Below are 24,311 nucleotides of genomic sequence, written 5' to 3'. Positions count from 1 at the left end.
GGGAATACCAATGAAATTTACCGGCACCGATTCATATGTTTCAACCGACGACCTGAGTATGGCGGTCAATGCCGCAGTGACTTTGCAGCGTCCCTTACTCATTAAAGGTGAGCCGGGCACGGGTAAAACCTTGTTGGCTGAACAGGTCGCAGAATCCATGGGGAAAACCCTTATTCAGTGGCATATTAAGTCGACCACTAAGGCGCAGCAGGGGCTTTATGAATACGATGCGGTATCGCGCTTGCGCGACTCCCAGTTGGGTAATGAAAAAGTAAAAGACATTAGCAATTACATCCGCAGAGGCAAGCTCTGGGAAGCGTTTGCCGCCGACGAACAAGTGGTGTTGTTAATAGACGAAATCGATAAAGCGGATATTGAATTCCCCAACGACTTACTCGTTGAGCTTGATCGTATGGAATTCTTTGTCTACGAAACTGGCGAAACAGTTAAAGCCAAGCACAGGCCAATCATTATCATTACAAGTAATAATGAAAAAGAGCTACCGGACGCATTTTTGCGCCGTTGTTTTTTCCACTTTATTACTTTCCCAAGCAGGGAAACAATGCAGAAAATAGTTGCCGTGCATTACCCAGATATTGCTAAGGAGCTAGTAGCCGAGGCCATGGAAGTGTTCTTTGAAATCCGCCAGATTCCGGGTTTGAAGAAAAAGCCTTCAACTTCGGAGTTGATCGATTGGCTGAAATTACTACTGGCCGATGAGATCCCTGGTGAAATTCTTAAAAATCGTGATGCCAGCAAGGCGATTCCGCCGCTTTATGGTGCGCTGTTGAAAAATGAACAAGACGTGCATTTGCTAGAACGACTTGCCTTTATGCATCGTCGCGAGAGCCGCAGCTAAACTATGTTAGTACAATTTTTTCTCAGTCTTCGTAATGCCGGTGTACCGGTAAGTATTCGTGAATTATTGGATCTGCTCGCGGGCTTGCAAGCTCGGCTGGCATTTCTTGATGTAGACGAATTTTACCAGTTAGCCCGTTTGTGTATGGTCAAAGACGAGAAGTATTACGACCGTTTCGACAAGGCCTTTGGCAGTTACTTTAGTGAGCTCAATACCCTAGACGACGTTATTGAGGCAATGATTCCTGACGACTGGCTGCGAAAAGAGTTCCTAAAGCAGTTAAGCGACGAGGAAAAGGCCAAAATTGAGTCTTTAGGTGGGCTAGATAAGCTGATCGAGGAGTTTAAAAAACGTCTCGAAGAGCAGAAAGGCCGTCATGCCGGTGGTAATAAGTGGATTGGTACTGGCGGTACTTCACCTTATGGGCATGGTGGTTATAATCCGGAAGGCATCCGCATTGGCGGTGAAAGCACCAACAAAAAGGCGATAAAGGTCTGGGAGCGTCGGGATTTCAAAAATCTGGACGACAGTGTTGAGCTGGGTACTCGGAATATTAAGGTTGCATTGCGACGTTTGCGAAAATTTGCGCGTACTGGCGCTGCCGATGAATTAGACATCAATGACACCATCTCATCCACCGCGAAAAATGGTGGAATGCTGGACCTGAAAATGGTGCCTGAGCGGCATAATGCAGTGAAAGTGTTGTTGTTTTTTGATGTTGGTGGGTCGATGGACCCCCATATTAAGGTGTGTGAAGAGCTATTCTCTGCTGCGCGTACTGAATTTAAGCATATGGAGTATTACTACTTCCATAACTACATCTACGAGTCGGTGTGGGACAACAATATTCGTCGTCACTCCGAGCGAGTGCAATTGCTCGATGTGCTCCACAAATACAGTTCAGACTATAAAATTATTTTTGTCGGCGACGCGTCAATGTCACCCTATGAGATTGTTCAGCCCGGTGGCAGTGTTGAGCATTGGAATGAGGAGTCGGGTGATGTGTGGATGCGTCGGGTCCTTGAAACCTATGAAAAAGTTGCGTGGCTTAACCCTGTGCCGCCATCAGATTGGGATTGGACTCAGTCGATCAAAATTGTTGAGCAACAGCTCGAAGGGCATATGTACCCCATGACCTTAGGTGGCTTAGAAAAAGCCATGGCCTACCTCGCAAAATAGCATTCCATTTTGACTGCAGCGGTAAACTTCCACTGCAGTCTTTCTGGCGGCCGTGTATTTACGCCATAAACGCGATGAGCGATGCAGTCACTGCGACGTTTAAGGATTCGACCCCGTTGTGCATTGGTATCTGCAGGCGGGCGTTGCATAGCTTTTCTATATTGCTACTTACTCCGTCGGTTTCATTGCCGAGGATGTAGATGGTGCTGTGCTCTGACGCATAGTCAAATATTGACTCTTTGGCGTGGGACGATAAACAACATAAGTTGGCGCCATCATCCTTTATTCTTAGTAATTCCTGAGCTAAATCCTCGCAATGGAACAGTGGTGCTTTAAACAAGGTGCCTGCGCTGGCTTTAATCACGAGCGCTGTGAGAGGCGCACCGCCGCGCCGTGGCAGTATAAGCCCGTCAATACCGCTGGCGGCAACTGAACGAATTATCATGCCTAGGTTTTGCGGGTTGGTAATGCGATCTAGCGCTAAATAGCGGCGTGGCGCCGATTCTAGGTGTGATTGGCTAATCTTAGAGCTAGGTTGATAGGCGCTCAGTTGCAAGTCGGCGGCAACCCCTTGGTCTTGCTTACCATTTTTTGAAATCCGCGACAGGGCTTTGCGCTCGTGCATTTCTATTTCGATATTGCGCTGTTCAGCAAGTTGGCGCAGTTCTCTAATAATGCCGTCTTCCTTGTTGCTTTGGGCAAGATGCAATTTGTAGATTTGCATTCCGGGATCCTGCAAGGCTTCGAGCACAGGTTTACGGCCATAGATGGTCAAGAGTTGGTCGAAAAATGCGCGTCGTTGCTGATAATTCTCACTGCTCATAAATTTCGCTTATGTTGTGGAAATGGTCAATTCGCCAAGCTTTGCTGAGGTGGTTTGTCACAGTTAAGCGATATATTGGCGAGCAGAGAATGGTAATAGAAAACGCCGCGGCTTGCCTTGATTTGATTGGCTTTAATTTCGCTTTATAACCCCATAGATGCAGTCGTGCATGATTGTGGTGCTACCGCACTAGATGCGGGCATGATTATTGCTTCTATGTTGTGCGTTTTTGCTCGCGGGTCGCTCAGTATTCCGCCGCCGTTACGATAAGCATTTTTTTTATTGAGCTTAGTTATAATAAAGCTAGTAAAAACAAAGTCTTAGTTTGGTAATAGCTGGTATTTATACAAGGTTAGGCCTTCTTTAGTTTATGGTGGCAGCCCCATCATAGAGCGAATAAATTATTAAGGTCCTATTGTGGTGCACAATATTTGCGCTAGGAGATATTTTTAATGAAAAAGTTGGGTGATTGGCGACCGTTAAGAGTTGCAAGCTTGCTTGCCGTGGTATTTGCACCACAGTGGGGATTTGCTCAGGGTATTGATACTGGGAATACTGCATGGATGCTCACGTCGACGGCGTTAGTGCTATTCATGACGCTACCAGGCCTAGCCCTATTTTATGGCGGTCTAGTTCGCAGTAAGAATGTGCTTAGTGTGTTGATGCAATGCTTTAGTATTACCTGTATGGCATCGCTACTGTGGGTTATTGCCGGTTATAGCCTGGCATTTAGCGAAGGAGGCGCGTTCATTGGCGATTTAAGCAAGGCTTTTCTTGCTGGTGTGGCTGAATCAAGCGTTAGCGGTGACATCCCTGAAACTGTCTTTATTATGTTTCAGATGACGTTTGCCATTATTACCCCGGCGCTCATAATTGGTGGCTTCGCGGAACGGATTAAATTTTCGGCTGTAATGATTTTCTCTGCCTTGTGGCTGCTACTGGTTTATGCGCCGGTAACCCACTGGGTTTGGGGTGGTGGTTGGCTGGCTGAAATGGGTTTGTTGGATTTTGCCGGCGGTACTGTGGTTCATATTACGGCTGGTGTAGCCGCCTTGGTTGCGGCACTTGTACTTGGTAAGCGTCAAGGCTTTGGTCAAATGGCCTTGCCACCACACAATTTAACGATGACCTTTATTGGTGCCGGTATGTTGTGGGTAGGTTGGTTTGGCTTTAATGCCGGTAGTGCGCTAGGTGCCAACGGTGATGCCGGTATGGCAATGCTGGTTACCCATTTGTCGGCGGCTACAGGCTGCCTGACGTGGTCTGCGATTGAATGGAAGCGTTACGGTAAACCAAGTGCTTTGGGCGCCGTTACCGGTGTGGTGGCTGGTCTTGGTACCATTACGCCGGCATCCGGTTTTGTCGGCCCTGCGGGCGCTATGGTTATTGGTTTAAGTGCGGGTATTGTTTGTTTCTACTGTACGCTGGCAATGAAGCAAATATGGAAAATAGATGACTCCTTAGACGTATTCCCCGTGCATGGTGTAGGCGGTATTTTGGGCACTTTTTTGGCTGGGATATTCGCAAGCAGTGAGTTGGGGGTATTTAGCGGTCAGGGGCTCGCTGAGGGTATGACGATTGCTTCGCAGCTTAAGGTGCAGCTGATAGGTATTGCTGCAACCTTTGCATACACGGCAATTATCAGTTTCGGGCTATTTGTTATTATCGACAAGCTAATTGGTTTACGTGTCAGTGCAGATGAAGAAGGGCAGGGCCTGGATATTACTTGCCACAACGAAGTTGGTTACGATTTATAATGTGCGGATGCTAGTGCGTGTTTAAAGCCCGGCTATGCCGGGCTTTTTTTGGATTGTATAAAATAGCGATAAGGAAAAATGCGATGGATATGGACTCAGCGAAGTGCTTCGTCCTGTTTGGCACCTCGGCCTGTCATTTGTGCGAGCAAGCAGAGGCTGTTTTGGCTGCATTTTTGGCTCAGGGTTGCGACTGGGAAGTGGAGCTTGTCGATATAGCGGAGAACGACAATTTAATGGACCGATACGCCTTGTCTATTCCTGTATTGCAAAATAAGCACTCCTTACAGGAATTGTGTTGGCCTTTTGACGGCGACGCAGTGCAGGCGTTTGTCCGTAGTTTGGATTTGTCATGAGCGTGATTGTGTCGTCGTTATATACCTACCCGGTTAAGTCCTTGCGGGGAAATGGTCAGCGTGTATTAGATGTTACGGACTGGGGGCCAGATCGTGATCGCCGCTGGATGGTGATTGACGAATCTGGTCAGTTCGTAACCCAACGTCAGCGGCCAAAGATGTGCCTAATAGCGGCGGAAATTAAGGGCGACGCATTGCGCCTATGGAATTTAAAACAACCTGAAAATGGAATTTGTGTCGATTATGGCCGCGCTAAAATCGAACGCGAGGTCTTTGTTTGGGAAGATAACTGTACGGCGCTAGATGCTGGGGATGAGGCGGCAGAATGGCTCAGCGATGAGTTAGGCGCAAGGCTTCGGCTTTGCTATTTGCCTGAAAGCACGCAGCGTCAAGTGGCGTTGCCGTATGGTGCGCTGGGCGACAGGGTCAGCTTTGCGGACGGATTTCCCTTTTTGCTTTGTAATGAAGCATCGTTGCAAGTCCTTAGCAGCATGCTTGGTCGCGAGCTCGATATACAACGCTTTCGGCCAAATATTGTGATTTCCGGTGCCCCAGCCTTTGCAGAGGACAGTTGGAAGAAAGTTTGTATCGGTGGCGTCGAATTTGATTTAGTAAAGCCCTGCGCGCGCTGCGCTATTCCAACCGTGAATCCTGAAGATGCTAGCCGGGAGCCTGATGTCTTTCGTGTACTGCAAGCGCATCGCAAGCGCGATGGCGAAGTGTATTTTGGTCAGAACATGATCCACCGCGCACATGGTGCAGTCGCTGTAGGCGACGCGGTGGATGTTTTACTAACTAACTAGTTTTTGAGTGCTGTTGAGCTGGTTTTAGGTCCAATTTGGCGCTCGGTCTGGGCTAATAATGGCCGGTCTAGATCCAGTTTTTCGGCATAGATAACACTGAACGCAAGCACATTTTTGATGTATTCACGGGTTTCGCCGTAAGGCAGATTTTCTATCCATATGTCAGCTGGCATGTCTTGGGCCTGGCGCAATAAAACCCGTTCAATTCGGCCTGGTCCCGCGTTGTAAGCAGCGGTTGCTAAAATGCGATTACCACCGAATTGCTCAAGGAGTTGGCCTAAATAATAACCGCCCATGGCAATGTTTTTTTCCGGTGTGAGCAAGTCTTCAGTCTTGGGGTTTGGCAGGCCCATCTGTTTGGCAACAAGTTTTGCTGTGCCCGGCATTAGCTGCATAAGGCCGCGAGCGCCAACACGGGAGTTCGCGGCGGGCGCAAAGGCGCTTTCTTGTCGGGCAATGGCATAAATCCATTTTAGCTGGATTCTTTCTCGCGCGGCTATTTTGCTAAAGCTGTCGTGATGCGGGGTGGGAAAGCGCAATACGAGGTCGTTCCATTCATCAGCGCGTAGCGCAGTCATGATAGCTTGGTAGGGCCAGTCCCAATCGAGTGCAAGCTGGGCGGCAGCAACTTGCTCGGCTTTATTGAGGCTGCGCATTGCGTAGGCCCACTCTAAATTTGCGGTGGCTGGGTCGCCCATCAAAAGGAGCTCTTTTGCGCGGCCAATTGCACTGTGTTGCTCAATCTCAGCAATAAGTGTGGCGTCTAGGCTGCGAGTACTGCCAAGTTGGTAGTCTTCATTTAGGATGTCGGCGGCTAAAAAGCTATAGTAGCCGCGCTCAGCCGCGAGTTTCTGAAGCTCGAGCTGCGTGCTAACGCTCAGCTCGCCACGCAGTTCTATATCTGCTCTGGCTGACCAATATCGCCAGTCAGATTTTTGCTTTTTGTCATCGGGAAGAAATTGGACAATGCGTTTTACGCCTGCCCAGTCGCCGTCTTTTAAGGCGAGGCGGATGCGCCACTCCGTTAGATAGGGATCTTCGTAATTGGGGTCGGTAGCCATCACCCAATCCCGGGTGTAATCCGCATCGCTGGCGATGATTTGACGTGCCATGCTGTCGCGCAATGCGTAATTTTGGCTGGCAGTAAATTTTAATTCGCGATCGAGTTGTTGCCACAGGGTGTTGGTGCGTTCGAAGTCGCCTTTTGCTAAGCGTTTTAAGGTGTGAACGGCAATGCTGCGGCTACGATCGTTGCGTGGTAGTGAGATGCCGCGGCGAAATAGCAAATTGGGACTGCGTAGTAACTCGATATAGCCTTCGCTGCCTGGGACTTTGCCTAGGAGATAGCGCGCCATGTCGGTTTGGCCGCTATTTAACGCTAAATTGGCGCGATGCCAATATTGCTGCTCGGTCTGGTGGAGGCTGAGGCGGCTAAACCATTGTTTAATTGGGGCGTCGCATTCCTTAGGAAGCGAGTAGGGCGTGCTCCATAGTGCTGCTATAGCCGCGTCGGCATCTTTGTGATCGCCGATTTCCCGCAGGGCATGGGCGTAATGACAACTATTTACAGTGGATGAGCTCCTGCTGTAATACTGGACATACAGTGGCCAATTATTATTGCGGCGTAATTTGTTCAGCCATGCGAGTCGAATTCGCTGCCCAGCGATGGTGTCTCCATACTGTTGCAGATAGACATCGACGGTTTGTTGCGATATTTGGTCTATTTGCGCTTTGATCAACTCCAGCTCTAGGTATGGATATAAAGCGTAGTTAGTGAGCTGTGGTGTTAGCTTTTCGGCATTGGCTATGCGACCGCGGCTGATTTCCGTGAGCGCTTCGCGGTATAATCTCCGGTTATTGTCTGACGCGGGATCGGCAGTAACAGTTGTCGTCTGGATTGCCAGTGCGATCAAAAGCGTTAAAAAGCGGTTCATATCCCTGCAGCCTTGCATGAAGTGTGAATTTTCAATGAGTAAAAAATACTTTGCAGAGGCCTAATGGCCTTTGCCGACCCTATATTGGATCAAATATATGCCTTTGTTACGTGCTACACAATTACAGCATAGTATTGGACAACAGATTGTACTGGATAACGCCGAATTACAACTCGAAGCTGGCGATCGTGTTTGCTTATTGGGGCGTAACGGCTGCGGTAAGTCGACTTTGCTGCGTATTGTTGAGGGCAGTGCCGCCGTGGATGCTGGCGAGGTGTGGCGGCAACCTGGGGTCAAAATTGCGCGTATGGAGCAAACCCTTGATTTCGCCTCGCCAGAAGAAACGATCTACGACGTAGTGGCTGATGGCCTGGCGGGCTTGGGGAAAGTGCTGCGCCGCTACCATGAGTTGATAAATGGTGAGATGGGGGATGCCGAATTAAAAGAGCTGGAGCACTTGCAGCGCGAAATTGAGACGAATGACGGCTGGTCGTTTCAGCAGCGTATTGACAATATCCTGTCGCGATTGGAATTAGACGCTGATGCGACAGTGTGCAGCTTGTCCGGCGGTTGGCGCCGCCGAGTGGCGTTGGCGCGAGCGCTGGTTTGTGACCCGGATATATTGTTGCTGGACGAACCGACTAACCATTTGGACCTAGACGGCATATTGTGGCTTGAGCAATGTGTTATGTCTTTTCAGGGCTGTGTGTTATTTGTTACCCATGATAGGGCGTTGATCGAAAAACTGGCGACCCGGATTGTGGAATTGGATCGCGGCATACTGACTAATTACGACACTAATTACACTCGTTATTTAGAACTGCGCGAGCATGCGCTGGAGATTGAAGCTGAGCATAACGCGCTGTTTGACAAGCGCTTGGCCCAGGAAGAAGTGTGGATTCGGCAGGGGATAAAGGCGCGCCGCACCCGCAATGAAGGCCGCGTTCGGGCCCTGGAGCGGATGCGTTCGGAGCGATCGAAGCGCCGCGTTCAATCTGGCTCGGCTAATCTAAGTGTTAATCAGGCGGATAGGACCGGCAAAGTCGTCGCTGAACTTACCGATGTATCGTTTTCAGTGCCAGGTAAAGTGCTAGTTGATAATTTGTCGCTGTTAGTGTGTCGCGGCGATAAATTGGCCTTGATCGGCCCGAATGGCGCAGGTAAAACCACGTTGTTGCGCTTGATATTGGGTGAACTAGAGGCCCAATCGGGTACCGTAAAAGCCGGTACGAATTTGCAAATAGCGTATTTTGACCAGCTTCGCGATCGCCTTGATGAGAGTCAGCGCGTTGTGGATATTGTTGGCCAAGGTCGCGATGCCGTGACCATCAATGGCAAAGATCGTCATATTATGAGCTACCTCGGTGATTTTCTGTTTAGTCCTGAGCGGGCTCGCAGCCATTTTGGCGTTTTATCCGGCGGTGAGCGGGCAAGAGTCCAGTTGGCCTGTTTGTTTAGTCAGCCAGCGAATGTGTTGGTGATGGATGAGCCGACCAACGATTTAGATATGGAAACCCTGGAGCTATTAGAGAGTTTATTGGTCGACTTCAGCGGTACCGTGTTGCTCGTCAGCCACGATCGCTCCTTTGTGGATAGCGTCGCCAGTAGTTGCCTGCTATTTGAAGGTCAGGGCGTTATTAGTGAGCACATAGGTGGTTATAGTGAAGTGTCGGCGTATATGTCACGTCGCATTGCGCAGCAAAAAGCGGCGCCGGCTCTTCAGCAAAAGGTCGCAGAATCACAGCCGGCGGCAGTCGTTAAGGCTGCAACAAAAAGCCGTAAACTCAGCTATAAAGATCAGCGTGAGCTTGATAATTTACTAAGTAAAATTGAGAAGTTAGAGAAGAGTCTTGAGGAATTAGGTGAGAAGACGGGTAATGCCGAATTCTACCAGCAGGACCCAGCTACCATAGCTGAGGTGCTCGATAAAATCGCGTCTACTCAGGCTGAATTAGATGGTGCGATGGAGCGCTGGTTGGACCTTGCGGAATAGCCAGCGCCTATAGTTTAGCTTTGCTGGCCGACACGCACGGCTAGCACGTCGCAATCGGCGCCGTGGAGTACACCATTTGCAGTGGACCCAAGCAGCAGGGCTAAGCCTTTGCGGCCATGGCTGCCGACGATGATAAGGTCGGTGGCAAGGGTTTTGGCCAGCTCGTGTATTTGGCCGTCGGGTCTGCCGCTGAGAAGGTGGCATTGTGTTTTCGGGAGGTTTAGCTTCTTAGCAAAATTGCCAAGCGCATCCTCGGCTTGTTTCTGCAGTTGTAGCTGTACTTCTGAAAAATCCATGGGTATATCGCCACCGTAGGCGAGACTTAGTGGCTCGACTACATGCAGTAAATGCAGCTCGGCGTCGTGATGTTTAGCCATAGCGGCGGCACGCTCTAAGACGCCGCCAGCCTCATCTGAGAGATCTATCGCGGCTAGGATTCGCTGATAATTTGGCATTTTATGCTCCAACTATATTCGCAATTGACTCGCTTATTAGGGTATAAAGCCTGCCAACTGTCCAGTGTTTAACAAAGGAAATCTATGGCTTGGCTCATTGGCTTTGCAGTAATCGGCTTTATGTTGGCGCCAATCCTGTGGATTCTGCCCTCGCGCAGGCAATCGCAACAAGCGGCGGTGCGGGCTGCTGCGCGTGCCGCTGGCTTGTCTGTAAAGGTTGTGGCCATGCCGAAATCCCGTCGTGAACGCGTGCGGCGGGAGGACGATGTTTTCGGCGTTTGTTATACGCGGCCGGTACACAATAAAAAGCCGCTGCCATCGTGGAAATTTTGGCTATTAGACATTCCTGAGGGCGAAGACGATTTAGTGCCCTGCAGTCGAGAAGTTTTGGCTCTCATCGCCGAATTTCGCGGACTGCTGCCGAATGATGCAACGATGCTTGAATTTACGCCGATCGGCCTCCATGTTTATTGGCGGGAGCGACAAGCTGACGAGACGATGGTCGCAGATATTGCCCAGTGCCTTAACGGCATTATTGAAAAAGGGGCCTTGGAAACAGTTGGGGAAAAAGACTTTGGCAACGAATAATCTTCCGGCAGGACTCTACCGGCATTATAAAGGTGGTGAATACAAAGTATATGAAGTAGCCACCCATAGTGAGACAGAAGAATTGCTCGTTGTTTATCGACCACTTTATGGTGCTGCGGAGCTGTGGGTTAGGCCTTTGGCAATGTTTACTGAACTCCTTGAATATAAAGGGGAAATGGTGGCACGGTTCGAGCTGCTTAAAGCCGATGATGGGGCACTGGATTAAACTGCTTGGGGAAAAAAACCCTTGGCTATCCCCTTGACCCTGGCGAAATGAACACTTATATATGTCGCCTCTCGCCGCTAAGGCGTCACGTACTTATTTCAATTGCAGAAGGATAATATGGGCAAATCTTTGGTTATTGTGGAATCGCCGGCGAAGGCGAAGACCATTAACAAATACCTGGGTTCAGAGTTTATCGTGAAGTCCAGTATTGGCCATATCCGTGACCTGCCGACAAGTGGTAGCGCCAAGGCGAGCACGGTAGATCCTAAAGAGCGTGCTAAGGCGGCGGCATTAACCCGTAAAATGGCGCCTGAAGAGAAAGAATTACACAAAAAGAAGAAATCGCGACAGCAGCTTATTGCTCGTATGGGCATTGATCCGGAAAAGGATTGGGCTGCGCACTATGAAATTTTACCGGGTAAAGAAAAAGTCGTAAGTGAATTGCGCAAATTAGCGGAAAATGCCGACACCATCTATCTAGCGACGGATTTGGACCGCGAAGGGGAGGCAATTGCCTGGCATCTGCGTGAAGCCATCGGTGGCGATGATAGCCGGTATAAACGCGTCGTGTTTAATGAGATCACCAAGAAGGCGATTCAGGCTGCTTTTGAAAAACCCACTGAACTCGATATTGACCGAGTTAATGCCCAGCAAGCCCGACGGTTTCTGGATCGGGTCGTTGGCTATATGGTATCGCCGCTACTGTGGGCAAAAATTGCTCGCGGACTCTCGGCCGGGCGTGTTCAATCTGTTGCCGTGCGATTGATTGTCGATCGCGAGAAGGAAATCCGGGCATTTATTCCTGAAGAATACTGGCAAATCCACACCGAGAATAAATCAGCAAAGGGACAGCTCCGCCTCGAAGTTAAAAAGCAAGCGGGGGCAAATTTCCGTCCCAATAATGAAACCGACGCCATGGCGGCTGCAACGGTCTTGCGCGGCGTTGACTACAGCGTTACGGCTAGAGAAGACAAGCCTACAAAAAGTCATCCAAGTGCGCCTTATATTACCTCGACCTTACAGCAGGCTGCGAGCACGCGTCTTGGCTTTGGCGTTAAGAAAACCATGATGATGGCGCAGCGACTTTATGAGGCGGGCTACATCACTTATATGCGTACCGATTCGACAAACTTGAGCGTTGATGCGGTCGCGGCCTGTCGCGACTATATAAGTAGTAATTTTGCCAAGTCTTATTTGCCGGACGCGCCGAAATCGTATTCAAGTAAGGAGGGCGCTCAAGAAGCGCATGAAGCGATTCGTCCGTCTGATGTCAATATCGAACCGACTCAATTGGCCGGTATGGAGCGCGACGCCGAACGGCTTTATGTTCTTATTTGGCGTCAGTTTGTGGCATGTCAGATGGCGTCCGCCAGCTTTACTAGTACGTCAATCGTTGTTACAGCTGGTGATTATGAGCTCCGTACGCGCGGACGAGTAATGCTGTTTGATGGCTATATGAAAGTGCAGCCGCCAAATGTTAGCAAAAAGGAAGATGATCAAGAATTGCCAGACGTGAAGGTTGGTGATCGTCTCGAATTAATCAAGCTTGATCCCACCCAGCACTTTACGAAACCTGCGCCACGTTATTCAGAGGCAGCACTGGTTAAGGAACTCGAAAAGCGTGGTATCGGCCGTCCATCAACCTATGCTTCGATTATTTCTACTATCCAAGACCGCGGTTATGTGCGTGTTGATAATCGGCGTTTTTATGCAGAAAAAATGGGCGATATTGTCACTGATCGTCTCGTTGAAAGCTTTAGTAATCTGCTGGATTACAGTTTTACGGCGAGAATGGAAGAGTTATTGGATGAGGTCGCAAATGGCGGCAAGAATTGGAAGAACTTACTCAACGAATTTTACGCTGAGTTTCGTCAAACGCTCGAGATAGCCGAGGCCGAAGGCCTAGGAATGCGGAATAATTTACCTACTGGGACCGATATTCCGTGTCCTAATTGCGGCCGTACAATGCAAATTCGCACAGCCAGTACTGGCGTGTTCTTAGGTTGTTCCGGTTATGCATTGCCGCCGAAAGAGCGCTGTAAACAAACCATAAACCTTGTCGCAGCAGAAGATTTTGTCAGCATCGATAGCGACGATGATGAGGCTGAGTCTAAGGTTTTACGCAGCAAGCGCCGCTGTGGAATATGTAATACTGCCATGGAAAGCTACATTATTGATGCCGCGCGAAAACTCCATGTCTGTGGTAACAATCCTGACTGTAGTGGACACGAAATCGAAGAGGGCAGTTTTAAAGTCAAAGGTTATGAAGGTCCACTTATCGAATGCGATAAATGTGGCCTAGATATGCAGCTAAAAACGGGTCGTTTTGGCAAGTATTTTGGTTGTACTGGCGAGGAGTGTAAGAACACCCGCAAGCTTCTGCGCAGCGGCGAAGCCGCTCCTCCGAAGATGGACCCGGTGCCGATGCCTGAGCTCCAATGTGAAAAAGTCGATGACCATTATATTCTCCGCGACGGCGCTGCAGGGCTGTTTTTGGCGGCTAGCGGTTTTCCGCGGAACAGAGAAACTCGGGCGCCTTTGGTAAAAGAGATACTGCCACATCAAAGTGAGATCGACGAGAAGTACGCCTTTTTGTTTGCGGCGCCGGCCAAAGACAAAGAGGGCCGTGACGCGGTGATTCGCTACAGTCGCAAAACCAAAGAACAGTATGTGCAGACCGAAGTTGACGGTAAGCCATCGGGTTGGGCAGCGTTCTACGAAAATGATAAGTGGGTAGTGCGCGAAAAGGCCGCTAAGGCGACGAAAACTGCTGCGGCAAAAAAGCCAGCTAAGAAAACAAAGGTGAGTAAGTAATTGGCGGGACTAAAAGAAAGCTTTCGCGGCCAGTGTAATTTACACATCTATTTTGCTGAGCAGTATCTTGGTCAGCTTGATTCAACTGATGCGAATGAGTGGGGCGGGCACATTCAGCGCGCCACTACCGATTCAATCGTGTGGCAGTTGTTATTAGCCTACCAGTGCCACCTTGCTGACGTGATAGATCAACAGCCCAAGTTTGCACTGACATTGCCCCAAGGGCAGTTTAATGCTCGATCATTCGTAGCAGATGACCTTCCACCAGAACTGGAGGAGTTAGCGGGTCGGGAAGTAGAGCCTGGCTGGCTAGAAGTCATCGTTAATTACGCTTTCATCCAAACCACGGCTGCAAGTCCCGCGCCACGGGGGGTGTTAGCTTGGGATGGTCAAATTGAAAACGCGCCAAAACCTGATTTGGCAGTATGCCTGCACGAATTAAAATCGATGATTGCTCGTCATCGCGCCACCTTAATGGAATATTGAAATAAACCGCGGTTGGCATCTAGCTTAAGAGGTTTGATACAATACGGGCAACGGCGCCGTGTTGGCGCTAGAAATATCAAGGAATCCTTTGTGCTGTCATATTTAGAATTGGTTGAACTTGCTAACGGCGACGTTGTGTTACAACGTTCTGAAGGTGACGAAAACCCACTAGTGACGATTCGTTTCTCAGATGAAACTAGAGAACATATCAATGGTTCATGCTTAGAAATAGCTCGTGCCATGGTGCAAGCCGGTATTGAAGCTGTATCTACCGCTGCCGAAGAGGACGCCTTCGCAGAAGATGGCGAAGCCGACCTTGATGAGCTGGAATTGCAGGCCAAAATCGTCCACTAACGATCTGCTTGGACCATGCTTGCTCTGAATTGAGGGTAGGAGTTCGGGCTCTAGGTCTCTTAGGCCTGCATTAAAATCACTAAACACTCCGCAGCACCTGCTTTGGCCGCACTGGCCAGTGCCAGACGTTCATCGTCGCGCAGAGGCCTTTCTAGTAGCATTGCCACGGTATGGCTTTTGCCGCGTTCTAGGGCACGAATAGCTATTTCAGTTAAATCTCGATCAGTATTAGACACAACCTGCAGTATTTTTCGGCCGTGCTGATGGTTCGATTCACTGAGCAGAGGCTTTAGTGGGCGATCCGCTACCCAGCAAAGCCAGCGCTGGTCAGAATTGGCACTGAGTTGGGTCAGCATGGCCGCTAATAGCGGCTTAGACAGGTGAGCGTCGCTGTGCATGGTGATTTCGGTAATCTGACCAGCGGCAACCGCAGATTCAGATGCGTAATGTAGAGGGATCTGCTCTATACAAGTCATATTTTTAACTCCCGCGCCGTAATACGCCAACACTTAAGCCTTCGATGGCAAAGTCCTGCTCGCGTAAATCTACTTGAATTGGCTCGTAGTCCGGATTTTCTGCAATCAGGGCAATGAGGTGTTTGCTCTTTTGTTGTTGGAAACGCTTAACAGTGACTTCATTGTCAATTCTTGCCACGACGATTTGGCCATTGCGAGCCTCGCTAGTGCGGTGCACGGCCAATAGATCATCGTCGAAAATGCCGACATTAATCATGCTGTCGCCTTTTACGCGAAGAAAGTAATCTGCACTCGGCGAAAATATGGACGCCGGCATATCGCAGTAATCCTCAATATTGGCTTCTGCCAATATTGGGTTACCTGCGGCTACGCGGCCGATAACTGGGATGCCGAGATATTCTGGCAGGCGTATGCCCCTTGATGCACCGGGAATGATCTCAATAGCACCTTTTCTGGCGAGGGCCTTAAGATGTTCTTCGGCAGCATTCGGTGAGCGGAAACCAAGTACTCGAGCAATATCCGCACGAGTAGGTGGGTAGCCCGTGTCCGCAATATGGTCTTTGATCAACTGTAAAATTTGGGCTTGCCGTGCTGTGAGCTTTTCCATAATTTTAGTATCTGTTTATCTATACAGGTACTGTCAGTATATACAGTGTTTTATGGATAGCAAGTATGAAATGCGAAGGAGCTGCTGTTTTTGCGGCGATATAAAAAACCCGTCAAAGTGTAACTAAGACGGGTGGCGCATGTTTTTTAATAATGTCGGTGACGACTGCTTGCAGTCAGTATTCGTCCAGTAAGCCGTTTATAACGTCTGTTTCGATTTCTGAGAGCGGGTTGTTCCAGTTTTCCGGGACCATAGTGTCGTCGAGAAAACGGTAGTCATCATCACTTAATTCAAAGGCGTTTCGCCAATCTTCGGGCTCTTCTACTCGTTCTAAATTCAATTGTCGCCAGCTCTCCATGTCATATTGACAGAGCTCACCGTCGATTAACTGTGCTTCAACAGAGTCACTGCCGTCGTCTACGGCGACAACCTCAAAGAGTTGTTCGGTCTCAATATCTTTATACCAGTTTCCGACTTGGGGTCTTAGTCTTGTCATGATTGCCACCTCTGCTAAAGCCTAGGTTCAAACTAACACTTAGAAAATTGCTGTCTAGTAGGTATTTTTGCGGGGTCCTAAATTTGGTATGGATTGTGGCGGTAGGCCTTTTATACAATTCACTGTATATTCAGTAAGCTAGCTCTGATATTTGATTATTATCATTATTTTAAAACTGATTTTTTATGGTGCATTTGTATAAGCCAGCGCGGCTTAGCAATGAAATTGTATAGGCAAGATGACGGAAAACGGTGATGTTTAAACAGTGGTGGGACAGTTTTCAACCTGATCAATATCCGTGGTTGGGTGATGTGTTTATTGTCGTGCTAATCATTTTAGCGGCAAATCTTTTTGTTAGCCGCTTGATGGCACGTTTGGCGCTTAAGTTTGCCAAAACTCGCAACCTTTGGGACGACGCGCTTCTCGATGCCGCACGTCGGCCCGCAATACTTATGGTTTGGGCGGTTGGTGCCAGTCATGTGTTGGAAATTATTGGGCGGTCAACTGATGCTGAAATTTTTTCAGCGCTAGATTCAATGCGCGCTGTGGGTGTGGTGTTAATACTCGCTTGGTTTTTGGTGGCACTGGTACGGCAGATAGAATTGCGTCTGTTGTCGGATGACTATACGGCGAAAGATGAACCCATAGACCGCACTACTGTAATGGCATTGGGTAAATTGGTGCGCACGGCGGTGATCATAGTCTCTGGATTAATGATTCTGCAAAATTTAGGTTATAGCATATCTGGAGTTTTAGCCTTTGGGGGTATTGGTGGGATTGCAGTGGGCTTTGCCGCCAAAGATTTGCTGGCCAATTTTTTTGGCGGTTTAATGGTGTATTTAGACCGGCCGTTTTCGGTTGGTGATTGGATTCGCTCTCCTGATAAAAATATTGAAGGAACCGTAGAAAATATCGGGTGGCGGCAAACCCGGATCCGTACTTTTGATCAGCGGCCGCTCTATGTACCGAATGCGACCTTTGCTCAAATTTCTGTCGAAAATCCATCACGAATGCTAAATCGCCGAATCTATGAAACTATCGGCGTGCGCTACGACGATGCCGCGCGGTTACCGGCGATTATCGATAAGGTTCGGGCTATGTTGGAAAATCACGCCGACATAGACTTGGCCAAAACATTGATTGTAAATTTTAATAAATACAATGCGTCGTCATTGGATTTCTTTGTCTACACCTTTACCAAAACCACTAATTGGGTTGAGTATCACCGAATAAAACAAGATGTGTTATTGCAGATACTCGCGATTATTCATGAGCTCGGCGGTGATGTAGCGTTTCCGACCACCACGGTTAAGATGGATCCCATAACAATTGAAAATGCCCAAGGGCGGATTGCGGAGTTAAAAAATGACTAAAACAATAGCGGTTATTGGCGGAACAGGCTTGTGTGATTGGCCTGGTGCCGAAGTGCTAGAAGAAACCGCAGTTGAAACGCCCTTTGGTGTGCCTAGCGCAATGCTACAGCGGATACGTTATAAATCGGCTGAATTTTTGTTTCTTGCTAGGCATGGTCACGGCCATGAAATTCCACCGCACGCGATTAACTATCGCGCAAACATTTCAGCGCTCAAGCAGGCGGGTGTAGACGCCGTTATTGCGGTTAACGCTGTTGGTGGTATTAGTGAGCGTTTTGTGGCGGGGGTTATTGCCATTCCGGACCAGATTAACGATTACACTTGGGGCCGTGCGCAAACCTTTTTTGATGGTGAGAATGGCAAGGTTGAGCATATCGATTTCAGCTATCCCTACAGCCAGGATTTGCGTTCTCGACTCGCTAATGCGGCTGTTGACGCCAATATTGCGTTCGAAGACTATGGTGTGTATGCCGTGACGCAGGGCCCGCGTTTGGAGACGGCCGCGGAGATTAGGCGACTGGCAAATGACGGTAACGACATCGTCGGTATGACCGCAATGCCCGAGGCCGCGCTCGCGAGAGAGGCTGGTTTGGAATATGCTTCAGTGTCGTTGGTCGTGAATCCAGGGGCGGGACTTAGCGATAATCTGATTACGATGGAAGATATTCGCGCCGTTATTGATACCGGCATGTTGCAGGTAAAGGCTATTCTTGCCGACTGTATTGCCGAGTATTAGATCATTTGATTTGCTAATAACTTAGCCGAGGCTAATAACTCGGCTAAGCGCTGGTCTAATGTTAATTAGTTGGCGGGGGGATTTTGGTTACTTTGATGATTACGCCGAATTTTGGGTGATCGATAAAGTGGAGTTCGTCGCTGCGCATCCGCCGGTGTTGTTTCATGACTACTATCTGTTCAATCGGGTTGTCGGTGTTTTGCTGGTAGGGCGTATTGGCCTGAAATCCAGGGTTTTGCTCCTTGAATTGGGCGTACTCGGGCGTGGTGGCAAAGCCTTGATTCGCTAATGGCAACGGCTCTTCGACTTCGTCATAACTTTGTGGTTGGTGGGGCAGGTAGTAATCACCACCGCGGCTGCCATAGCTTACCAGCCAAAGATTGGTATCCAGATGCAGATAGCGCTCTACCGCAATTCGAACATAACCCTCTAGCTCGTAGTGTTTACCGTGTCGTTTACCGCCTTGGATCAAAATGGCCGGGGCTTTTTTGCGTGGCTTAAGGTCTTGTTCCCAGCTTGCTAAAAATAATGGTTTATAGCGAGAGGACATTCGTAGCGACTTGGCTGCTTTGGCAAATTCAGGATCGCTACTATCAACAATACGAGGAGAACTCGCGCCGGTGCTTGATTGCAGGCGCACCCAGTTTCGCGGGTAGCGCAAATGCACATTGTCTGGCCATTCTTCTTCATACATATTTGCGGGATCATTATTGCCGTAAATCACCATGTCGATATGAAAACGATCATTATTTTGGCCGAATGCAGCCGCGCTGAAACCCCAAAGCATAAATAGGAGTAGTGCATAGCAGCGGTGATCAGTTTTGCTCATAGTGTTCGATCTCATATTTTAAACGCGGTGGTGCGCCTGTAATTCTAGTGTTTTGCTTCTAGCTTGACCAATAGTGCTTCAATAAATTCAAAGCGCTGTGTTGGTTCGTCTAAAGGTTCGCGGAATTTAAGGGCATTAGCGCCATCGAGTTGGTAGCTTGCGGGTGCAGATTGCACGAGTTTAACGATATTCAGCGGATGAACTTGGGTGTCGTCGCCAAATTCGACTCGTCCACCTTGGTTGGAGGCTTCGACTTTGCTCAGGCCTAGCGCAGCGGCGTGGAGTCTGATTTCGGCGCAGCGAAATAGATTTTTGACCTGATTTGGTAATAGGCCAAAACGATCGATCATTTCAACCTGCAGTTCTCGCAATTCGTGGCTGTTGGCCGCGCCCGCAATACGCTTGTAGAGCATTAGACGGCTTTGGACGTCGGGCAAATAATCGTCCGGTATCAGCGCCGGTAGGCGCAAATTGACTTCGATGTGATCGGCGTTGTTGTCTTCTAAATTGATTTTTTTGCCGGCCTTGATTGCGTTTACCGCGCGGTCGAGCATGTCCATGTACAGAGTGAAGCCAATGGAGTGAATTTGGCCGCTTTGGCCTTCACCGAGCAATTCCCCCGCGCCACGAATTTCCATGTCTTGTGTCGCAAGCGTGAAACCTGCGCCCAAGGTGTCGGCTTCGCTGATGGCAGTAAGGCGCTTTTGGGCGTCGCCGGTAAGTTGTTTCTCTGGCGGCGTTAGTAAGTAAGCGTAGGCTTGGTGGTGCGAGCGGCCGACCCGGCCACGTAGCTGGTGAAGTTGGGCGAGGCCAAATTTGTCAGCGCGGTCGATAATGATCGTGTTGGCGTTGGGGACGTCGATACCGGTTTCAATAATGGTTGAGCAAACAAGGACGTTGTGACGCTTGTGATAAAAATCACTCATCACCTGTTCAAGTTCGCGCTCGCGCATTTGGCCGTGCCCCACGCCAATCCGAAGCTCTGGGATCATTGCCTCTAAATCTCGAGCGGTTTTTTCGATGGTTTTAACTTCGTTATGGAGGTAGTAAACCTGGCCGCCGCGAAGAATTTCTCGGAGTATAGCTTCTTTAATTAAGCCGTCGTCGGACTCCCTAACAAAGGTTTTGACCGATAAGCGTCGAGCGGGCGGGGTGGCGATTATTGATAGATCTCGAATGCCGGCCATCGACATGTTTAATGTGCGCGGAATAGGCGTCGCGGTCATGGTCAATACATCGACTTCGGCGCGGAGGTTTTTCAAGGCTTCTTTTTGACGGACTCCGAAGCGGTGTTCTTCATCAATAATAACGAGGCCTAGGTTTTTGTAGCGAATATCATTGCCGAGCAATTTGTGGGTGCCAATTAATATATCCACCTTGCCCGCGGCAAGTTCGGCAATTACGCCTTTTTGCTCAGAGGCACTTCTAAATCGCGAAAGAACTTCTATATTTACGGGCCAGTCGGCGAAGCGGTCTCGGAATGACTCGAAATGCTGTTGAGCGAGCAATGTGGTTGGTACCAGGATGGCGACCTGGGTGCCGTTTTGCACGGCGACAAAGGCGGCGCGCACGGCAACTTCGGTTTTCCCAAAGCCCACATCGCCGCAAACTAGCCGATCCATGGGGCGAGCTGATTTTAGATCGCTGAGCACCGCTTCAATAGCAATTTGTTGATCAGGGGTTTCTTCAAACGGAAAGGCGTCGGCAAATTGATTGTAATCTAGATCGCTGAGTTCAAAGGCGCGCCCCTCGCGGGCTTCTCTGCGGGCGTAAATGTCCAGCAATTCGGCGGCGACATCGCGAATTTTCTCCGCAGCCTTGCGCTTGGCCTTGCTCCACTGCTCAGTGCCTAGTCGGTGCAGTGGCGCGGTGTCGTCGTCGGCGCCACTGTAACGGCTGATTAATTGCAGTGAACCCACTGGTACATAGAGTTTGGCGCCATCGGCGTACTCTAGAGCAAGAAATTCATTACTTTGATTGTCGATGTTCAGTGACTGTAGGCCAAGGTAGCGGCCGACGCCGTGATCGGCGTGTACCACTGGTGTGCCGACTCGCAATTCGGCCAAATTTTTAACCACGCTCTCGGCGGTGCTCGCCGCGGCTTTTTTGCGGCGACGACTCTGTGAAACTCGCTTGCCAAACAATTGTGACTCGGCGATGAGGGCGAACGCTTGGGGTGAGCCTGCTGAGATTCCTTCGTCTAGGGGCGCAATTGTGATGCCTAGCTGGGCGTCACTGTCGGCAAAGTTTCGCCAGCTGGTGAATGATTTCGGTTTGAGTTTGTGGCGTGTCAGCAGGTCAATTAGCGCTTCCCGGCGGCCGGCGGATTCAGCGCACAACAATACCTTACGGTTTGCGGAGTAATTTCGCAGTGCGGCAATGGGGTCGCTGTATTTGGCGTCAATGTTAAGTGGGGGGGCGGTTTCAATCGCGAAATTAACGCCGCCGGCGGTCGCCGGTAGTGTTTCTTTGTTTAGGCTGATGCGCGGGTAGTTTTTCAGGGTGGCGAATAATTCAGGCACAGTCTGAAATACGTTGGAAGGTGGCAGAACTGGCCGCTGTAAGTCGCCTAATCGCTGTTCATAGCGCTGCTGTATGTCTTGCCAGTAGTGCTCTGCAGCTGCTTCGATGCCGCTGGCGTTAAGTACCCATGTTGAGGACGGTAAATAATCGAATAGCGTGCCGGTTTCTTCAAAGAATAGAGGAAGATAATATTCGATACCTGCTGGTGCGATCCCGTCGCTGATATCTTGGTAAATCGGGCATTTACGGTGGTCGACATTAAAACGTTCGTGCCACTGGCGCCGGAATAAGGCAATGCCGTCGTCGTCTAGAGGGAATTCTTTGCCTGGCAGTAGGCTTATTTCGTCAACGGCCTCTAGGCCTCTCTGGGTTTCTGGATCGAAGCTGCGCAGACTGTCAATTTCTTGGTCGAGGAGGTCTAAGCGATAGGGTAAGTCGCTACCCATCGGGTAGACGTCAATAATGGCGCCACGGCTAGCGTATTCACCATGTTGGTAAACAGTGTCAACGTTGCGGTAGCCGCTTTTCTCTAGTTCAAGCCGAAATCGGTTGATATCGATGTTCTGGCCCAGTTTGAGCCGCAGGCTGTGTTGGCGAACGTAGTCGGGTGGCGCGATACGCTGCATTAGTGTGCTAATTGGTGCGACTAAAATCCCGTTTACCATGTCTGGTAGTTCGGCGAGGGTCCGCAAACGCTCCGAGACGATATCTTCGTGGGGCGAAAAATTGTCGTAGGGCAGGGTTTCCCAGTCAGGGAGCAGTCTAACCGGTAGTTCGGCAGCGAAAAACCGCAGGTTTTGCTCAAGCTGGTAGGCCGAAGCGGTGTCGGCCGTTAGCAGTAACACCGGGCTTTGCAGTGCTCTGGCTAGTTCCGCGGCAACTAGGCCGTGGCTTGCCGCGGGGCATTGACCCCAGCGCAACACGCCAGCTTTGGGGAGAGACTTAATTACGGGTAATTCAATCACTGTGGGAAAATTCTGCTTTAGGTTAGCGGTAAACGAGCCATTGTAACCCGCTATTGGTAGTTATTACATTGCACAGATGGCGATGGGCGGTTGAACTTAGGCGCAGTAATAAAGATAATACGCGCACAATTTTCTCCCCCCTCCATTCAAAGGGTATCTGCTGTGACTGAAAGAAGACGTGAGCGTCCTGATGATTATTTCGCCGATTGGAAAGAGCGCGAAGCGTTAGCGGAGGGAATGATCCCTCTTATAGGTAAGCTATACCGTAGCAATAACGTTAAAACCTACATCTATGGAAAGAATCTGGTTAACCTTTCGGTGCTAGATATCATGCAGGCCCACCGCTTTGTGCGGCAGGTAGAGCAAAATGAAATTTCAGAATTTGAAACCTTTCCGATTATTCAAGCACTCGCCACGTTAGATCTCGGTACTGCACATATCGATGCAGGCCGGATTGCAGTGTCTTACGAAGAAACCGGCAAAGCGGCTGGTTTATCGGTAGAAGACTTTGTTCGCAGTCAGGTAGAAAACTTGATTGGCGGCGCCAAAGAACCCGTTCGGCCGTCACGTGACGTGGTGCTATACGGTTTTGGTCGTATCGGCCGTTTAGTTGCTCGCCTGTTAATTGAAAAGGCTGGCGGTGGGGCGAATTTGCGCCTGCGTGCAGTCGTTGTTCGTCATGGCGGCGCTGAAAACGATTTGGTTAAGCGTGTTAGCTTGCTGCGTCGCGATTCAGTTCACGGGCCTTTTAATGGCACTATTCGGGTCGATGAAGAGCGTCAGTCCTTTGTTGCTAATGGCGTAGAAGTGAAGGTGATTTACGCGAATTCACCTGAAGAAGTCGACTACACTGCCTATGGTATCAATGATGCTATTTTGGTTGATAACACTGGTAAATGGCGTGACGTAGAAGGCCTTTCTACCCACTTAGGTCGTCCAGGTATCGCTAAAGTGATTCTGACTGCGCCTGGTAAGGGTGATATGAAGAACATCGTTCATGGCGTAAACAGTGATCAAATCCTTCCTGAAGACACGATTATCTCGGCAGCGAGCTGTACTACCAATGCTATAGCGCCGCCACTCAAGGTGCTGGACGATAAGTTTGGTGTTGAGAATGGTCACGTAGAGACAGTTCATTCCTACACAAATGACCAAAACCTTATCGATAATTACCACAAAGGTGATCGTCGTGGGCGCAGCGCGCCGCTGAACATGGTTATTTCTGAAACTGGCGCTGCGAAAGCGGTTGGGAAAGTTTTGCCGGCGATGCTGGGTAAATTAAGTGGTAACGCGATTCGGGTGCCTACACCAAATGTATCGCTGGCGATTCTTAAGCTGAATCTAAAGACTGCTACGACCAAAGAAGAATTGAACGAGTTTATGCGCAAAGTAGCGTTACACTCGCCACTGCGTAAACAAATCGACTATTCGAATTCACCTGAAGTTGTTTCTAGTGATTTTGTGGGCTCTCGCCACGCTTGTGTATTTGACAGTGAAGCCACGATTGTTAACGGCAAAAGTGCCATTTTGTATTGCTGGTACGACAATGAATTTGGCTATAGCTGCCAGGTTCATCGCGTACTTGAAAAAATGGCCGGTGTTGAATACGCGGTTTATCCCCAAGACTAAGTGGGTTAGGCTGAATTGAATTTTATTCAGCCTTGGCCGTAAATGTTTACGCT

22 protein-coding genes are annotated in these 24,311 nt (G+C 49.5%); 14 read left to right on the top strand and 8 right to left on the bottom strand.

The window, feature by feature from the left end:
- The first annotated feature begins 10 nt into the window (after positions 1 to 10).
- Together ABD836_RS04300 and ABD836_RS04295 are read left to right on the top strand one after the other, a co-directional pair.
- Complete coding sequence (locus ABD836_RS04300) at positions 11 to 859, top strand: AAA family ATPase (RefSeq protein WP_344932656.1); 849 nt, start codon at positions 11 to 13, stop codon at positions 857 to 859.
- Positions 860 to 862: 3 nt separating this feature from the next.
- Positions 863 to 2,038 (top strand): vWA domain-containing protein, encoded by a 1,176-nt coding sequence (locus ABD836_RS04295; protein ID WP_344932654.1) that lies wholly within the window; start codon positions 863 to 865, stop codon positions 2,036 to 2,038.
- A gap of 58 nt (positions 2,039 to 2,096) precedes the next feature.
- Here ABD836_RS04295 and ABD836_RS04290 read toward each other — a convergent pair whose 3' ends face one another.
- Positions 2,097 to 2,861, bottom strand: a complete 765-nt coding sequence (locus tag ABD836_RS04290; RefSeq protein WP_344932652.1) for a TrmH family RNA methyltransferase — start codon at positions 2,859 to 2,861, stop codon at positions 2,097 to 2,099.
- 452 nt (positions 2,862 to 3,313) lie between these two features.
- Between ABD836_RS04290 and ABD836_RS04285 the strand changes: the two genes are divergently transcribed.
- From ABD836_RS04285 to ABD836_RS04275, 3 genes are all read left to right on the top strand, one after another.
- Positions 3,314 to 4,618: an ammonium transporter gene (locus ABD836_RS04285; RefSeq protein ID WP_344932650.1), complete on the top strand. Its 1,305-nt coding sequence runs from the start codon at positions 3,314 to 3,316 to the stop codon at positions 4,616 to 4,618.
- 83 nt (positions 4,619 to 4,701) lie between these two features.
- Entirely contained in the window at positions 4,702 to 4,971 is a 270-nt protein-coding gene (locus tag ABD836_RS04280) for a glutaredoxin family protein (protein ID WP_344932647.1), read from the top strand.
- On the top strand, positions 4,968 to 5,774 hold the full coding sequence (locus tag ABD836_RS04275; protein ID WP_344932645.1) for an MOSC domain-containing protein: 807 nt from the start codon (positions 4,968 to 4,970) through the stop codon (positions 5,772 to 5,774). The genes ABD836_RS04280 and ABD836_RS04275 overlap by 4 nt, the downstream gene beginning before the upstream one ends.
- Here the strand turns inward: ABD836_RS04275 and ABD836_RS04270 are convergent.
- Complete coding sequence (locus tag ABD836_RS04270; RefSeq protein WP_344932644.1) at positions 5,771 to 7,708, bottom strand: transglycosylase SLT domain-containing protein; 1,938 nt, start codon at positions 7,706 to 7,708, stop codon at positions 5,771 to 5,773. The genes ABD836_RS04275 and ABD836_RS04270 overlap by 4 nt on opposite strands.
- Positions 7,709 to 7,805: 97 nt before the next feature.
- On the opposite strand from ABD836_RS04270, the gene ABD836_RS04265 reads away from it, so the two are divergent.
- On the top strand, positions 7,806 to 9,701 hold the full coding sequence (locus ABD836_RS04265) for an ATP-binding cassette domain-containing protein (protein ID WP_344932641.1): 1,896 nt from the start codon (positions 7,806 to 7,808) through the stop codon (positions 9,699 to 9,701).
- 14 nt (positions 9,702 to 9,715) lie between these two features.
- On the opposite strand, the gene ABD836_RS04260 is transcribed toward ABD836_RS04265, so the two are convergent.
- Positions 9,716 to 10,156, bottom strand: a complete 441-nt coding sequence (locus tag ABD836_RS04260; RefSeq protein WP_344932638.1) for a universal stress protein — start codon at positions 10,154 to 10,156, stop codon at positions 9,716 to 9,718.
- A gap of 84 nt (positions 10,157 to 10,240) precedes the next feature.
- On the opposite strand from ABD836_RS04260, the gene ABD836_RS04255 reads away from it, so the two are divergent.
- The 5 genes from ABD836_RS04255 to ABD836_RS04235 all read left to right on the top strand — a co-directional run bounded on the left by ABD836_RS04255 (position 10,241) and on the right by ABD836_RS04235 (position 14,624).
- The gene (locus tag ABD836_RS04255; RefSeq protein ID WP_344932636.1) at positions 10,241 to 10,744 is read left to right on the top strand and encodes a hypothetical protein; all 504 of its coding nucleotides are present in this window, start codon (positions 10,241 to 10,243) and stop codon (positions 10,742 to 10,744) included.
- Positions 10,731 to 10,970, top strand: a complete 240-nt coding sequence (locus ABD836_RS04250; RefSeq protein ID WP_344932633.1) for a DUF1653 domain-containing protein — start codon at positions 10,731 to 10,733, stop codon at positions 10,968 to 10,970. Before ABD836_RS04255 ends, ABD836_RS04250 begins: the two co-directional genes overlap by 14 nt.
- Before the next feature lie 117 nt (positions 10,971 to 11,087).
- Entirely contained in the window at positions 11,088 to 13,784 is a 2,697-nt protein-coding gene (gene topA / locus ABD836_RS04245) for a type I DNA topoisomerase (RefSeq protein WP_344932630.1), read from the top strand.
- Positions 13,785 to 14,270 (top strand): hypothetical protein, encoded by a 486-nt coding sequence (locus ABD836_RS04240; protein ID WP_344932627.1) that lies wholly within the window; start codon positions 13,785 to 13,787, stop codon positions 14,268 to 14,270.
- A 90-nt stretch (positions 14,271 to 14,360) separates the two neighbouring features.
- On the top strand, positions 14,361 to 14,624 hold the full coding sequence (locus ABD836_RS04235; protein WP_344932625.1) for a hypothetical protein: 264 nt from the start codon (positions 14,361 to 14,363) through the stop codon (positions 14,622 to 14,624).
- A 59-nt stretch (positions 14,625 to 14,683) separates the two neighbouring features.
- Here ABD836_RS04235 and ABD836_RS04230 read toward each other — a convergent pair whose 3' ends face one another.
- From ABD836_RS04230 to ABD836_RS04220, 3 genes are all read right to left on the bottom strand, one after another.
- Positions 14,684 to 15,100, bottom strand: coding sequence for a hypothetical protein (locus tag ABD836_RS04230; protein ID WP_344932622.1), 417 nt, complete (start codon positions 15,098 to 15,100; stop codon positions 14,684 to 14,686).
- A gap of 4 nt (positions 15,101 to 15,104) precedes the next feature.
- Positions 15,105 to 15,707, bottom strand: coding sequence for a transcriptional repressor LexA (lexA, locus tag ABD836_RS04225; protein ID WP_344932619.1), 603 nt, complete (start codon positions 15,705 to 15,707; stop codon positions 15,105 to 15,107).
- A 175-nt stretch (positions 15,708 to 15,882) separates the two neighbouring features.
- The gene (locus tag ABD836_RS04220) at positions 15,883 to 16,203 is read right to left on the bottom strand and encodes a DUF6763 family protein (RefSeq protein WP_344932616.1); all 321 of its coding nucleotides are present in this window, start codon (positions 16,201 to 16,203) and stop codon (positions 15,883 to 15,885) included.
- A 254-nt stretch (positions 16,204 to 16,457) separates the two neighbouring features.
- Here ABD836_RS04220 and ABD836_RS04215 point away from each other — a divergent pair, with 254 nt between their 5' ends.
- Together ABD836_RS04215 and ABD836_RS04210 are read left to right on the top strand one after the other, a co-directional pair.
- On the top strand, positions 16,458 to 17,576 hold the full coding sequence (locus ABD836_RS04215; protein ID WP_344932613.1) for a mechanosensitive ion channel family protein: 1,119 nt from the start codon (positions 16,458 to 16,460) through the stop codon (positions 17,574 to 17,576).
- Positions 17,569 to 18,312 (top strand): S-methyl-5'-thioinosine phosphorylase, encoded by a 744-nt coding sequence (locus ABD836_RS04210; protein ID WP_344932610.1) that lies wholly within the window; start codon positions 17,569 to 17,571, stop codon positions 18,310 to 18,312. Before ABD836_RS04215 ends, ABD836_RS04210 begins: the two co-directional genes overlap by 8 nt.
- A gap of 61 nt (positions 18,313 to 18,373) precedes the next feature.
- Here ABD836_RS04210 and ABD836_RS04205 read toward each other — a convergent pair whose 3' ends face one another.
- Positions 18,374 to 19,141 carry a CsiV family protein gene (locus tag ABD836_RS04205; protein ID WP_344932608.1) on the bottom strand — a complete coding sequence of 256 codons (768 nt, stop codon included), beginning with the start codon at positions 19,139 to 19,141 and terminating at the stop codon, positions 18,374 to 18,376.
- Positions 19,142 to 19,185: 44 nt separating this feature from the next.
- The gene (mfd, locus tag ABD836_RS04200) at positions 19,186 to 22,629 is read right to left on the bottom strand and encodes a transcription-repair coupling factor (protein ID WP_344932605.1); all 3,444 of its coding nucleotides are present in this window, start codon (positions 22,627 to 22,629) and stop codon (positions 19,186 to 19,188) included.
- A gap of 162 nt (positions 22,630 to 22,791) precedes the next feature.
- On the opposite strand from mfd, the gene ABD836_RS04195 reads away from it, so the two are divergent.
- Complete coding sequence (locus ABD836_RS04195; protein ID WP_344932602.1) at positions 22,792 to 24,258, top strand: glyceraldehyde-3-phosphate dehydrogenase; 1,467 nt, start codon at positions 22,792 to 22,794, stop codon at positions 24,256 to 24,258.
- Positions 24,259 to 24,311: the final 53 nt, after the last annotated feature.

Origin of the sequence: Zhongshania borealis, from assembly GCF_039539625.1 — a bacterium.
Lineage (GTDB): Bacteria > Pseudomonadota > Gammaproteobacteria > Pseudomonadales > Spongiibacteraceae > Spongiibacter > Spongiibacter borealis.
This window is presented reverse-complemented; position numbering and strand designations above follow the sequence as displayed.

Coding starts and splice junctions, on each gene's coding strand:
- ABD836_RS04220 (WP_344932616.1), bottom strand. CDS start 16,203: ATGACAAGACTAAGACCCCAAGTCGGAAACTGGTATAAAGATATTGAG.
- ABD836_RS04270 (WP_344932644.1), bottom strand. CDS start 7,708: ATGAACCGCTTTTTAACGCTTTTGATCGCACTGGCAATCCAGACGACA.
- topA (WP_344932630.1), top strand. CDS start 11,088: ATGGGCAAATCTTTGGTTATTGTGGAATCGCCGGCGAAGGCGAAGACC.
- ABD836_RS04285 (WP_344932650.1), top strand. CDS start 3,314: ATGAAAAAGTTGGGTGATTGGCGACCGTTAAGAGTTGCAAGCTTGCTT.
- ABD836_RS04205 (WP_344932608.1), bottom strand. CDS start 19,141: ATGAGCAAAACTGATCACCGCTGCTATGCACTACTCCTATTTATGCTT.
- ABD836_RS04275 (WP_344932645.1), top strand. CDS start 4,968: ATGAGCGTGATTGTGTCGTCGTTATATACCTACCCGGTTAAGTCCTTG.
- ABD836_RS04260 (WP_344932638.1), bottom strand. CDS start 10,156: ATGCCAAATTATCAGCGAATCCTAGCCGCGATAGATCTCTCAGATGAG.
- ABD836_RS04255 (WP_344932636.1), top strand. CDS start 10,241: ATGGCTTGGCTCATTGGCTTTGCAGTAATCGGCTTTATGTTGGCGCCA.
- ABD836_RS04280 (WP_344932647.1), top strand. CDS start 4,702: ATGGATATGGACTCAGCGAAGTGCTTCGTCCTGTTTGGCACCTCGGCC.
- ABD836_RS04290 (WP_344932652.1), bottom strand. CDS start 2,861: ATGAGCAGTGAGAATTATCAGCAACGACGCGCATTTTTCGACCAACTC.
- ABD836_RS04295 (WP_344932654.1), top strand. CDS start 863: ATGTTAGTACAATTTTTTCTCAGTCTTCGTAATGCCGGTGTACCGGTA.
- ABD836_RS04210 (WP_344932610.1), top strand. CDS start 17,569: ATGACTAAAACAATAGCGGTTATTGGCGGAACAGGCTTGTGTGATTGG.
- ABD836_RS04265 (WP_344932641.1), top strand. CDS start 7,806: ATGCCTTTGTTACGTGCTACACAATTACAGCATAGTATTGGACAACAG.
- ABD836_RS04215 (WP_344932613.1), top strand. CDS start 16,458: ATGTTTAAACAGTGGTGGGACAGTTTTCAACCTGATCAATATCCGTGG.
- lexA (WP_344932619.1), bottom strand. CDS start 15,707: ATGGAAAAGCTCACAGCACGGCAAGCCCAAATTTTACAGTTGATCAAA.
- ABD836_RS04300 (WP_344932656.1), top strand. CDS start 11: ATGAAATTTACCGGCACCGATTCATATGTTTCAACCGACGACCTGAGT.
- ABD836_RS04230 (WP_344932622.1), bottom strand. CDS start 15,100: ATGACTTGTATAGAGCAGATCCCTCTACATTACGCATCTGAATCTGCG.